Consider the following 12,506-nt stretch of genomic DNA (forward strand, 5'->3'; position numbering starts at 1 on the left):
GTTGATTTACAAGGAGTTTTCAGCAGCTCTGCGCTGGAAGTGGGGCGCATTATAAGCCTATCCAGCAGACCGTCAACCACTATTTGACTCACTGAACCAAATTGCGCCGAGCAGCTACCACCCTGCCCAGCCAACGCCGCCCCCAAGGGGTGCGGAAAAACAGCAGCGCACTAGCGAGGCACATATAGAGCGCCCACAACCCTAGGTCGGAGCGCACAACCCAGAGCATGTGCAGCAGAACCACGAGCAGAATCGGATAGACCAGGCGGTGCAAGCTCTTCCAACCGGCCCCTAGGCGACGCATGCTCCACCTGTTAGAAGTCAGAGCCAGCGCCAGCAACCCCAGGAAAGCCAGCGCCCCTACCATCACATAAGGTCTTTCCAGCAGCTCCGCGGGCAGGCGCTGCCATTGGGCACCCATGATGAACAATACAAAGCAGGCAATATGCAGGGTGGCGTACGCGAAACTCCACAACCCCAGCTGTCGCCGGATCGCCAGCCAGTGTGGCCAGCCTGTCAGTCGTGACAGCGGCGTCATGGCCAGCGTGAGCAACAGCAACACAAGCGCCCCCTGCCCCAAATGGTCCAATAGCCACTTACCCGGTTCGGGACCGAGGGCCAGCAGCCAACCGAGGTACAACCAATAGAGCGGCACACCCAGCGCAGCGAGGAAAACGGCAATACGCAACCAGGCATGTTTCATCAGTAATGCTTCCGCAGATCCATGCCCCGGTAGAGGTCCGCAACCTGTTCACCATAGCCGTTGAATAACTCGGTCGGCCGCACGTTAGGGCTGAATAACGTATTGGGCAGACGGCGCTCCTGGGCCTGGGACCAGCGCGGATGGCTGACCGAGGGGTTCACATTGGCGTAGAAGCCATACTCGTCAGGGGCAATACCCATCCAGGAGCTCTCGGGTTGCTCGCTGACGAAGCTGATACGCACGATCGATTTAATGCTTTTGAAGCCATACTTCCATGGCACCACCAGACGCAGAGGCGCACCGTTCTGGTTAGGCAACACGCGGCCATACATCCCGACTGCCAGGATCGTTAATGGATGCATGGCCTCATCCATCCGCAGCCCCTCCACATAGGGCCAGTCGATCACCGAGAACCGCGACCGGGTACCGGGCATTTCCGCCGGCCTATGGAGCGTTTCGAAACGCACGTAGCGGGCATCACCCAACGGCTCGACCCGCCGGATGAGGTCTGCCAGTGGAAACCCCAGCCAGGGAATCACCATCGACCAGGCTTCTACACAACGAAGCCGGTAGATCCGCTCCTGCAATCGGCTCTGTGCACAGAGCTGGTCCAGATCGTAAGTACCCGGCTTGGCCACCAAGCCATCGATGCGAACCGACCAGGGTTCGGTCTGCATCGCCGAGGCGTAGCGTGCCGGGTCGGTCTTGCCCGGCCCGAACTCGTAGAAGTTGTTGTATTGGCTGGCAACGTTGAAGGGAGCGACCCGCTCATCCGAAGACGACCACTGCACGTCGGCCAGGCGCCGCTGCAGCCAGGGCGGCGCAATGGCCGGCTCCACGTCGGAGTACTGCGCCCAGCCGACACTAGGCAGTGCGCCACTGGCAACACCCAGCAACGCGCCTTGCATCAGCCGGCGACGGGAAAGATAGACAGATTCGGGGGTGACCTCGCCTTCGCGACAGTCACTTGAAGGGGGGGACTTGATCAACATACTGCTTACCTCGCCCAACGGGCGCATGATGCACCCGCGAGCGAGATTGGAACAGACCTTATTCTTGCCCCGCGCGCCCCTGGCGACGACGAAGCTGAAGCACGAACTGCACCGGGCCGGATACCGCGTAGGCCAGGAAGATCAGCAGCAGCACTCGCGGCGGGTCGCTGAACACCACAGCGAACACCAGCACCACGACAAGAATAGCCACGAAGGGTACGCGCCCCTTCAGGTCCAGATCCTTGAAGCTGTAGTACTTGATGTTGCTGACCATCAGCACGCCGGCCAACGCCACCAGCAGGGCAAACAGCATGACGGTGGCGACAGGCATGTCGACGCCCTCAACACCGAAATCCTTCAAGGCCCAGACGGTACCAGCCACCACACCGGCCGCCGCCGGACTGGCGAGACCCACGAACCACTTCTTGTCGACCTTGCCGATCTGCGTGTTGAAACGAGCCAGACGCAGTGCGGCACAGGCGGCGTAGATGAAGGCTACGGTCAGGCCGACATTGCCCAGCTCCGAGAGCGCCCACTGATAGGCGAGCAGGCTCGGCGCCAGACCGAAGGCCACCATGTCCGACAGCGAATCGTATTCTGCGCCGAAGGCACTCTGGGTGTTGGTCAGGCGTGCCACGCGACCATCCAGGCTGTCCAGCAGCATCGCGACGAAAATGGCGATGGCCGCCACCTCGAACTTGCCGTTCATGGCACTGACGATGGCGAAGAAGCCGGCGAACAGGTTGGCGGTGGTGAACAGGTTGGGCAGCAGGTAGACGCCACGGTGACGCACCTTGCGCCCTTCTGCATCCTGGCCCTCCTCGACGTGCTCGTCGATCGGCAGCAGGCTTTCAACGGCGGAGTCCTTGTTCGGCTCCTCGGGACTTTCGCTCATGGACGATTACCTTGAAACAGAAGGAAGAAGACAGTGATCCAGTGTATGCCGGATATCACCGCCGGGCTTTATACCAGATGCTTCGAGAACAACGAAAAAACGCGGCACCAGGCCGCGTCTTTTCGGATCGTGCAAGCGCTTAGTTCTTGCTCTTGTCGACGATCTTGTTGGCAGCGATCCACGGCATCATGGCGCGCAGCTTCTCGCCGACCACTTCGATGCCATGGGCAGCATTGTTGCGCCGGTAGGCGGTCATCGACGGATAGTTGGTGGCGCCTTCGCTGATGAACATCTTGGCGTACTCGCCGTTCTGGATGCGCTTCAGGGCGTTGCGCATGGCGGCACGGGACTGCTCGTTGATCACTTCCGGACCGGTGACGTACTCACCGTACTCGGCGTTGTTGGAGATCGAGTAGTTCATGTTGGCGATGCCGCCTTCGAACATCAGGTCGACGATCAGCTTCAGCTCGTGCAGGCACTCGAAGTAGGCCATTTCCGGCGCGTAACCGGCTTCGACCAGGGTTTCGAAACCGGCCTTGACCAGCTCGACGCAACCGCCGCACAGCACGGCCTGCTCGCCGAACAGGTCGGTTTCGGTTTCGTCCTTGAAGGTGGTTTCGATGATGCCGGTACGGCCGCCACCCACGCCAGACGCGTAGGACAGAGCGACATTCTTGGCATTGCCGGAAGCGTCCTGGTAGACGGCGATCAGGTCAGGGATGCCGCCGCCGCGCACGAATTCGGAACGCACGGTGTGACCCGGTGCCTTCGGGGCGATCATGATCACGTCCAGGTCGGCGCGCGGCACCACCTGGTTGTAGTGGATGGAGAAGCCGTGGGCGAAGGCAAGGGTGGCGCCCTTCTTCAGGTTCGGCTCCAGCTCCTCGCGGTACAGCTTGCCCTGGAACTCATCCGGGGTCAGCACCATCACCACGTCGGCCTGGGCGACAGCCTCGGCCACTTCGGCGACTTTCAGACCATGGTTCTTGGCCTTGGCGATGGAGGAAGAACCGGCACGCAGACCGACAGTGACATCCACACCGGAGTCCTTCAGGTTGCACGCATGCGCATGGCCCTGCGAACCGTAACCGATGATGGCGACCTTCTTGCCCTGGATGATGGAGAGGTCGCAGTCTTTGTCGTAATAAACTTTCATGAAATTTCCTCGGTATCTGGCCGTCTGGGCCACTTCAATAAAACGTCAGATGCTCAGCACTTTGTCGCCACGGGCAATCCCGGTGACACCGCTGCGCACGGTCTCCAGGATCGACGTGGTGCCGATGGCCTGGATGAAGCTGTCCAGCTTGTCGCTGGTGCCGGCCAGCTGGATGGTATAGACGCTCGGCGTCACGTCGACGATCTGCCCACGGAAGATGTCGGTGGTGCGTTTGACCTCGGCGCGCTGGGCGCCGGTGGCCTTGACCTTGACCAGCATCAGCTCGCGCTCGATGTGGGCGCTTTCCGACAGGTCTACCAGCTTTACCACCTCGATCAGCTTGTTGAGGTTCTTGGTGATCTGCTCGATCACCTCCTCGTGGCCGATGGTGGTCAGGGTCAGGCGCGACAGGGTCGGATCCTCGGTCGGCGCCACGGTCAGGCTTTCGATGTTGTAGTTGCGCTGGGAGAACAGGCCGACCACGCGGGACAGGGCGCCCGGTTCGTTTTCCAGCAGCAGGGAGATGATGTGTCGCATGCTCAGGTCCGCTCCGTCTTGCTCAGCCACATGTCGCGCATCGCGCCGTCCCTGATCTGCATCGGGTAGACGTGCTCGCTGGTATCCACCGCGATGTCGAGGAACACCAGGCGGTTCTTGAGGGCGAAGGCCTCTTCCATCTTCGGCTTGAGATCCTTCAGCTCGGTGATGCGCATGCCGACGTGGCCATAGGCTTCGGCCAGCTTGACGAAGTCGGGCAGCGATTCCATGTAGGAATGCGAGTAGCGGCTGTTGTACTGCATGTCCTGCCACTGACGCACCATGCCCAGCGCGCCGTTGTTGAGGTTGACGATCTTCACCGGCAGGTCGTACTGCAGGCAGGTGGACAGTTCCTGGATATTCATCTGGATGCTGCCTTCGCCGGTCACGCACGCCACGTCCGCGTCCGGGAAGTTCAGCTTGGCGCCCATGGCCGCCGGCAAACCGAAGCCCATGGTGCCCAGGCCGCCGGAGTTCAGCCAGCGATTGGGCTTGTCGAAGCGGTAGTACTGGCAGGCGAACATCTGGTGCTGGCCCACGTCGGACGACACGAAGGCGTCGCCCTTGGTGACTTCGTAGAGGGTCTCGATGACCTTCTGCGGCTTGATGATCGAGCCGTCGCCCTCGTTGTAGGGGAACAGTCGGCCACTGCCACGCCACTCGTCGATCTGCTTCCACCAGCTGGACACGGCGTCCTTGTTCGGCGTCTGGCCGATTTCCTTGAGCACGGCGACCATCTCGGTCAGCACGCTGTCCACCGGACCGACGATCGGGATGTCGGCCTTGATGGTCTTGGAGATGGAGGCCGGGTCGATGTCGATGTGGATGACCTTGGCGTTCGGGCAGAACTTGGCCGGGCCGTTGACCACGCGATCATCGAAACGCGCGCCGACGGCGAGGATCACGTCGGCATGGTGCATGGTCACGTTGGCGGTGTAGCTGCCATGCATGCCGAGCATGCCGATGAACTGGCGGTCGCTGCCAGGGTAGCCACCGAGGCCCATCAGGGTATTGGTGACCGGCAGGTTGAGCATTTGCGCCAGTTCGGTGAGCTGCGCGGACGCATTGCCCATGATCACACCGCCGCCGGAGTAGAGCACCGGGCGCTTGGCGGCCAGCAGCATTTCCGCGGCCTTGCGGATCTGTCCGGAATGGCCTCGCACCGCCGGGCTGTATGAGCGCAGCTTGGCCTTCTTCGGGTAGACGTATTCGTATTTTTCGCCCGGAGTACCCATGTCCTTGGGAATGTCCACCACCACCGGGCCGGGACGACCGGACTCGGCGATGTAGAACGCCTTCTTCAGGGTTTCGGGAATCTCCGAGGGATGCTTGATCATGAAGCTGTGCTTCACGATCGGCCGGGAAATGCCGACCATGTCGGTTTCCTGGAAGGCGTCGGTGCCAACCATGGTGCTGGGCACCTGGCCGGAGATCACCACCATCGGAATGGAGTCCATGTAGGCGGTGGCAATACCGGTGATGGCATTGGTCGCACCAGGACCGGAGGTCACCAGCACCACGCCGGCCTTGCCGGTGGCGCGGGCATAGCCGTCGGCCATGTGAGTGGCGGCCTGTTCGTGGCGGACCAGGATATGGGTGATTTCCTTTTCCTTGAACAGTGCATCGTAGATGTGCAGCAGGGCACCGCCCGGGTACCCGTAAACATATTTCACGCCTTCGTCGCGCAGGAAGCGGACGACCATTTCAGCGCCGGATAGAAGCTCCACGTTATTCCCCTCTAGAACGCCAGAATGCCGCCTGGGGCCAGGCAGCCTGTTTAGGTCTACTCCTCGGCAGAGCATGTGCGACGGTTGGCCGCAAATGGAAACAGCTCTACTGAGCAAGTACTGGGAGCAACCCTGGTGTGTTGCGGATGGCTCCCACCCAGCGCGAGGTAACGCGTTGCGGGTGTTACAGATTCGGCACGGGTAGGCGCCTCGAGTCGCGTGAATCGGAGCCGTCGGCTCAAGATGCAGCGAGCGTGGAATTGTTCGGATAAGGCGCGAGCAAGTCAAGTCGCACGTGCTGCGAGGCGGGCATTGTGCGCCCTCGCGCCGACAGAGCCGTCCGTCATCTGTTATTCAGGCACGCTCCACCCACCCGGAACCTACCATGCATCCACTGCTTTCTACCCTGCTGCTGCTCAACGCCTCGTCTGCCCTGGCGGCTGCCGTCCACAGCTGGACGGACGAGCATGGCATCCGCCATTTCAGCGACCGCCCCAGCGCACTGCACAGTACGCAAGCACAGCCCCTGCCCAGCGCACCATCGCCCGGCCCCAGCCAGCAGCGAAGAGACAATACCGCGCAACGCGCGGCCGCAGAGCAACGCCGCTTCAATGACGTTCTGCGCCGGGATGCCTTCAGGGAGGAGCAGGCACGCCAGCAGCGCTGCAGAACGCTGGAGGAACAACTGGCAATGCTGCGCGACCGGCCACGCCTGAGACTGGCTGATGCCGCAGGCTCCCCACGGCCGCTGGACGAAGCCGAGCGGGAGGTATTGATCCGCGACACGCGGGAACGACTGAGGATCAGTTGCCCGCGGTGATCAGGCGATCAAATTCCGTCAGGGCCACCAGCAGGGTGCGCACCTCGCCGAGTCGCTCGGCATACACCACTTCGGCCATTTCCGTGATGCCGGAAACGGCCGGCAATGGACGACCACTCTCCACCAGGATCTTCATGCGCGGCAGGAAGATCCACTGCAGCCACTGATGCAATTCGAGGGTGTCCACACAGAACGGCTGCTCACTGGACAAGGCTTGGGCACTCGGCGGGACGCTACTCCACCACCCCAGCAGCCGCAGCTCCCGCTCGATCAACAACAACTGATCGGCGACGGCCGAAACTCGATTGTCCATCAACTGCTCACCTTGGCTCGTTGTCGGGCCTGCGCGGCCCCGGCGGGATCGCCCTGACGCTCACGGGCCTTGGCGATCAGCTCCCAGAGGCTGGCCTGCAGCGCGGGTCGACCACCGGCGTAGGTGAGCGCCCGGCGGGCCAACTGCTCGGCCTGGGCAGGATCACCCTGCGCCAGGCGCAAGTCCGCCAGCCGGTAGAGCACCTGCGGCTCGCGGGGGGCGATGCGCTGTGCGCGCTCCAGACTGGAGGCGGCGCCATTCAGGTCCCCTCCATTCTGCATCTGCCGGGCGGATGTGAGCAGCGCCAGGACCGGACCGTCCAACTGCTCATCCGGCGCCAGCTCACCCTGGGGAATCCCGGTCGGTGCCGGCACGCGCGGCGATGCGGATATCACCGGAGACACCCCACCGGTCGACTGCCCTTGCCCTGCACCGGGAAACGCAATGGCACCCGGTGCGGTCTGCAGCGGTGCCGAACCGGCATCCTGCGGCACCATCACCACGACACCGGCATCTTCCTCCTCGGCGGGCGCGGGAGCCGCAGCGGGCGTGCGCGGCGTGGACTGACGACCAAGCGGCTCGGCGCCCATCCACTCCTGCTCCTGATAGATCGAGGCGCCATTCTCCTGCACCGGGACCACCCCGCGCGGATTGCTCGCACAGCCCGAGAGCACCAGCAGAACCGCCACGGTGACAAGCCATCTGTTCACAAGCACACCTCTGTCGTCAGTTCAGCCAACCGCGCACCCAATCCATGACCGATTCGGCCGGCGGGATCCCACAGGAGACGCCCGGCAGCGGCTCGCTGCCACGGATGTAGGGCATCTGCACGGCATCCGGACAATGTTCGGCGGAACCCTCGCCGGTATGCGCATTCACCCAGGCCAGCACGATGTTGTCCGGTACCGGCATCTCCAGCGGCATCGGATCGGCCTTGGCCATGAACCGCGCCCAGACCTGCAACCCTCCACTGGCGCCGGTCAGCGGCGTTGAGCCGTTGTCGTCACGCCCCATCCAGACGACCGCCAGCAGGTCTTGACTGAAACCGGCGAACCAGCTGTCGCGCGAGTCATTACTGGTCCCGGTCTTGCCGGCCAGCGTCAGGGATGTCGGCAACTGGTTGTAGACGGAGCGACCGGTACCCTCGCGCATGACGCGCTGCATGGCGTTCTGAATCAGATAGATCGCGCCAGGATCGAAACGTTGCTGGATCTCGAACGGATAACGCTTGAGCGGTTCGCCATTGCCGTCGAGCACGCTGCGAATGGCCCGCAGCGGCGTATTGAAGCCGCCGTTGGCCAGCGTCTGGTACATGCCGGCCACCTCCATCGGTGTCAGGCCGCCCGCGCCGAGCAGCATCGAGGGGTAGGCCGGCCATTGCCGTGACACGCCCAGGCGCTGCAGGGTGCGCAGTACATTCTCGACGCCCAGGTCGAGACCGAGCCTGGCTGTGGACAGGTTGTAGGAGTTGGCCAGCCCCTGGTACAGGTAGACGGTGCCATGAGCCTTCTGATCGTAGTTCTGGGGCTGCCAGACCTGACCGTCGCGCGCGGTCACGGAAAACGGCTCGTCCTCGATCAGCGACGTCAGTGTGTACTGACTGGGCCGCTCCAGCGCGGCCAGATACACCGCTGGCTTCACCAGCGAGCCAATCGGGCGCACCGCATCCAGCGCACGGTTGTAGCCCGCAAAGCGCGGCTGGCGACCGCCGATCAGCGCCTGCAGCTCCCCCGTTTCCGGGTTGGCGACCACCATGGCCGCCTCGATCTCATCGACGCCCTTGCGCGCGCCCAACCGTTGCAGCGTCTCGGCCAAGGCTTCCTCGGCCTTCAACTGCAGCAGTGGATCGAAGCTGGTGAAAATGCGCAGCCCTTCCTCGGTGAGGTCCTGTTCCTGGTAGTCCTCACGCAGTTGACGCTTGACCAGGTCGAGGAAGCCCGGGAAGGAGGTATCGGCCAACCGGCCGCGCGGTGTGACACCCAGCGGCTGCTGTTTGGCCTGGGCCGCCTGGGCGACATCCAGGTTGCCTTGCTCGACCATCAGGTCGAGCACCAGATTGCGGCGCGCCAGCGCCCGCTCGGGCTGGCGTCGGGGGTTGTAGTAGGTGGGCCCCTTCACCATGCCGACCAGCAGGGCCACCTGATGCGCCTTGAGTTCGGAGAGCGGCTGGCCAAAGTAGTACTGGCTGGCCAGGCCGAAGCCGTGGATGGCGCGCTGGCCGTCCTGACCGAGGAACACCTCGTTGAGGTAGGCCTCGAGAATCTCCCATTTGTCGTAATGCAGCTCCAGCAGCAGGGCCATCGCAGCTTCCATCGCCTTGCGGCTCAGCGTGCGCTCGCTGGTCAGGAAGAAGTTCTTCACCAGTTGCTGGGTCAGGGTGCTGCCGCCCTGGCGCAGGCCACCGGCACTGACGTTGACCCACATGGCCCGGGCGATGGACTTGGGCGACACACCGAAATGATTGAAGTACTCGCGATCCTCGACGGCCACCAGCGCATCGACCAGCAGCGGCGGCACCTCGTCGATCTTGATCAGAATGCGGTCTTCCTGATGCGCCGGGTAGATACCGCCGATCAGCAGCGGCTCCAGACGCACCACGGCCAGCTCGCCGCCGCCCGGACGGCTCATGCTTGCGACCCGGTCACCGGCGAAGCGCACGCGAATATGCTGAGGCGATTCGGCGCCCTCGTAGAACTGGAAGCCGCGCGTCTGCAGCTCTACGGCACCCCCGGTCACGGCGAAGGCGCCCGGCCCGGCCACGCTCGACTCACGTCGATAGCCGAGCGCTTCCAGCTCGCGCAGGAAATCCGCCTGGCTCAGCTTGAGCCCGCCGAATACCTCCAGCGGCCGCGCGTAGACTTTGGCTGGCACGGTCCAGCGCTTGCCGGAGAATTTCTCCTGCACGACCGCATCGAGATAGATGGCAAAACCGGCCAGTACCACCAGGCCGACCAGACCCAGCTTGACCACCCAGCCAAGCCATCTACGGCGAGGCCTGGAAGGTTTCTTGCCACGGGAACGAGGAGTAGGGGAATGCTTCATGGCGGCGGATTATACGCAGTTTATCCACAATGCGCAGACGGCCACCGGCCGTGGCTGTGGGTAAGTCGTTCGCAAAATGGGTAATGGATGGCCTGAGCCGGTAAGGCCCGGATGATCGAGCTAAGACATGGAAAAAGGTCGCAGAGTTTCCCGCAGGCCGGCACAGCCGCCATAATGTCGCCTTTTCCTGACGAGACGTAAGGACTGACCCGTGAGCCTAGCCCTGATCTCCGCCCTGCAAAATCCAGCCCTTTACCCCCACCCCGTGGACGGTTTCCAGGTCATCGAAACCCACATCTCCTGGGTTCTGCTCACCGGCCCCTACGCCTACAAGATCAAGAAGCCGGTGAATTTCGGCTTCCTCGACTTCACCGAACTGGCCAGCCGCCAGCACTTCTGCAACGAGGAGCTGCGTCTCAACCAGCGTCTCGCGCCGTCGCTCTACCGACAGGTTCTGCCGATCTGCGGCAGCGAACAGGCCCCACAGTTCGGCAGCGACACTCCGGTCATCGAATATGCCCTGCAGATGCGCCAGTTCCCGCAGAGCCAGCTGCTGGCGGAGCTGCAGAGCCGCGGCGAGCTGCGCAGCGAGCACATCGATGCCCTGGCCGAATTGATCGCGCACTTCCACCTGCAGGCACCTCGTGTTCCGGTCGAGCATGCCCTGGGTACACCCGAGGCGGTGATGGCGCCGGTGCAGCAGAATTTTGACCAGATCCGTCCGCTGCTCACCGATGCGGCCGATCTGGCTCAGCTGGACACCCTCGAGCACTGGGCACAGAGCACCTACCAACGTCTGTATCCGCTGCTGGCCACACGCAAGGCCGATGGCTTCATTCGCGAATGCCACGGCGACATCCACCTGGGCAACGCCACCCTGCTGGACGGCGAGGTCGTGCTCTTCGACTGCATCGAGTTCAATGAACCGTTCCGCCTGACCGACATCGTCGCCGACTCCGCCTTCCTGGCCATGGACCTGGAATCGCGCGGCCTCAAGGCCCTGGCCCGGCGCTTCGTGAATCGCTGGCTGGAACTCACCGGCGATTACGCCGCCCTGGAACTGTTCAATTTCTACAAGGCCTATCGCGCCCTGGTTCGCGCCAAGATCAATCTGCTCAGCCTCAGTCACGAGCCGGATGCCACCTGTCAGGCCACCGCCCTGGCCGAATACCGCCGCTACGCCAGCCTGGCCGAACAATACTGCGCCATTCCCTCGCGCTTCATGGCCATCACCCACGGTGTGGCTGGCGTAGGCAAGAGCCATGTCTCGCTGCGCCTGGTGGAAGAACTGGGCGCCATCCGCTTGCGTTCGGACGTTGAGCGCAAGCGGCTGTTCGGCAGTCAGCCCACTGACCAGCAGGGCCAACTCGCCAGTGGCATCTATCAGGCCAGCGCTAGCCAGGCCACCTACCAGCGCCTGGCCGACCTGGCCAGCCTGGCGCTGCGCGCCGGCTATCCGGTGGTTCTCGACGCCACCTTTCTCAAGCGCACGCAACGGGACGCCGCACGGCACGTTGCCGAAGAGAATGGCGTGCCCTTTCTGATCCTGGATTGCCAGGCGCCCGAACCGGTTCTTAAGCAGCGTCTGGCGCAGCGCCAGCGCGAGGGCGGCGATCCGTCCGACGCCACCCTGGAAGTGATGCATGCGCAGCAGGCCTCGCGTGAGCCCCTCGCCGAAGACGAATTATCCCGCCAGCGGGTCATCAACACGCAGGATGGCAGCGGCCTGGAACAGGCCATCGCCGATCTGCGCCAGCGCCTGCCAGGGCTCTGATCCGTCCGTTCGCCGGCGGCCGACCCCTCCCCGGGGCCAGCCGCTACACTTGCCACTGGCAAGGAGGCACGATGAACGACGAACTGCTGCGCCTGAAGAACCTGGGCAAGACATCTGCACAATGGCTGCACGCCAGCGGCATTCACAACCTCGATGATCTGCGCCGACTCGGCTCGGTAGACGCCTACCGAGCCGTGCAGGCCCGTGGGTTTCGCGCATCCCGCGTCCTGCTGTATGCCATCGAGGGCGCGCTTCTGGACATCCCCTGGAGCCAACTGCCGCATGACCACAAGGCAGCGCTAAACGCGGCCCTGGAGCAGCGGCCTCCCAGACCCGCCTCGAAACACTGAAGCGCCGGCAACACAACCGCGCTTGACTATCAAATGATAATCGTTATTATTAGCTTCAACTGATCGCGAGATCAGCCGGTAAGCTGCAAGAGCAGGTGGCCCCAACCGGGCGGCGGTTCTTCAGACTATCTCCTCATCAGGCTAATCACGGTTTTAGACCCGGCACCCGCCGGGTCTTTTTTTGTCCGCCGACCACG

At 63.2% G+C, this 12,506-nt stretch carries 12 protein-coding genes; 3 read left to right on the forward strand and 9 right to left on the reverse strand.

The features are described from left to right. Window positions 1-88: 88 nt before the first annotated feature. From msrQ to AS93_RS0101630, 6 genes are all read right to left on the reverse strand, one after another. Complete coding sequence (gene msrQ, locus AS93_RS0101605) at window positions 89-703, reverse strand: protein-methionine-sulfoxide reductase heme-binding subunit MsrQ (protein WP_027588947.1); 615 nt, start codon at window positions 701-703, stop codon at window positions 89-91. Next, the gene (gene msrP, locus AS93_RS0101610; protein ID WP_027588948.1) at window positions 703-1,695 is read right to left on the reverse strand and encodes a protein-methionine-sulfoxide reductase catalytic subunit MsrP; all 993 of its coding nucleotides are present in this window, start codon (window positions 1,693-1,695) and stop codon (window positions 703-705) included. Before msrP ends, msrQ begins: the two co-directional genes overlap by 1 nt. 58 nt (window positions 1,696-1,753) lie before the next feature. Continuing rightward, window positions 1,754-2,590 carry a CDP-diacylglycerol--serine O-phosphatidyltransferase gene (gene pssA / locus AS93_RS0101615; RefSeq protein WP_027588949.1) on the reverse strand — a complete coding sequence of 279 codons (837 nt, stop codon included), beginning with the start codon at window positions 2,588-2,590 and terminating at the stop codon, window positions 1,754-1,756. 139 nt (window positions 2,591-2,729) lie between these two features. After that, window positions 2,730-3,746: a ketol-acid reductoisomerase gene (gene ilvC / locus AS93_RS0101620; RefSeq protein WP_027588950.1), complete on the reverse strand. Its 1,017-nt coding sequence runs from the start codon at window positions 3,744-3,746 to the stop codon at window positions 2,730-2,732. A gap of 45 nt (window positions 3,747-3,791) precedes the next feature. Then, window positions 3,792-4,283, reverse strand: coding sequence for an acetolactate synthase small subunit (gene ilvN / locus AS93_RS0101625; RefSeq protein WP_027588951.1), 492 nt, complete (start codon window positions 4,281-4,283; stop codon window positions 3,792-3,794). A gap of 2 nt (window positions 4,284-4,285) precedes the next feature. Further along, a complete protein-coding gene (locus AS93_RS0101630; RefSeq protein WP_027588952.1) occupies window positions 4,286-6,010 on the reverse strand; it encodes an acetolactate synthase 3 large subunit in 1,725 nt (574 codons plus the stop codon). 385 nt (window positions 6,011-6,395) lie between these two features. Here AS93_RS0101630 and AS93_RS0101635 point away from each other — a divergent pair, with 385 nt between their 5' ends. Next, a complete protein-coding gene (locus tag AS93_RS0101635) occupies window positions 6,396-6,830 on the forward strand; it encodes a DUF4124 domain-containing protein (RefSeq protein ID WP_027588953.1) in 435 nt (144 codons plus the stop codon). Here the strand turns inward: AS93_RS0101635 and AS93_RS0101640 are convergent. Genes AS93_RS0101640 through mrcB form a run of 3 tightly spaced genes read right to left on the reverse strand, consistent with a single transcriptional unit; the run spans window position 6,814 to window position 10,185 of the window. Next, window positions 6,814-7,143: a YqcC family protein gene (locus AS93_RS0101640; RefSeq protein WP_027588954.1), complete on the reverse strand. Its 330-nt coding sequence runs from the start codon at window positions 7,141-7,143 to the stop codon at window positions 6,814-6,816. The genes AS93_RS0101635 and AS93_RS0101640 overlap by 17 nt on opposite strands. Then, window positions 7,143-7,853, reverse strand: a complete 711-nt coding sequence (locus tag AS93_RS0101645) for a tetratricopeptide repeat protein (RefSeq protein WP_051587304.1) — start codon at window positions 7,851-7,853, stop codon at window positions 7,143-7,145. The genes AS93_RS0101640 and AS93_RS0101645 overlap by 1 nt, the downstream gene beginning before the upstream one ends. A gap of 16 nt (window positions 7,854-7,869) precedes the next feature. Then, on the reverse strand, window positions 7,870-10,185 hold the full coding sequence (gene mrcB, locus AS93_RS0101650; protein ID WP_027588956.1) for a penicillin-binding protein 1B: 2,316 nt from the start codon (window positions 10,183-10,185) through the stop codon (window positions 7,870-7,872). Between the two features lie 211 nt (window positions 10,186-10,396). Between mrcB and AS93_RS0101655 the strand changes: the two genes are divergently transcribed. Both AS93_RS0101655 and AS93_RS0101660 read left to right on the forward strand, forming a co-directional pair. Beyond that, window positions 10,397-11,959 (forward strand): bifunctional aminoglycoside phosphotransferase/ATP-binding protein, encoded by a 1,563-nt coding sequence (locus tag AS93_RS0101655; RefSeq protein WP_027588957.1) that lies wholly within the window; start codon window positions 10,397-10,399, stop codon window positions 11,957-11,959. Window positions 11,960-12,030: 71 nt separating this feature from the next. Continuing rightward, window positions 12,031-12,309, forward strand: coding sequence for a TfoX/Sxy family protein (locus AS93_RS0101660; protein WP_027588958.1), 279 nt, complete (start codon window positions 12,031-12,033; stop codon window positions 12,307-12,309). The last annotated feature ends 197 nt before the right edge of the window (window positions 12,310-12,506 follow it).

Source organism: Pseudomonas sp. RL (assembly GCF_000647775.1).
Taxonomy (GTDB): domain Bacteria; phylum Pseudomonadota; class Gammaproteobacteria; order Pseudomonadales; family Pseudomonadaceae; genus Serpens; species Serpens flexibilis.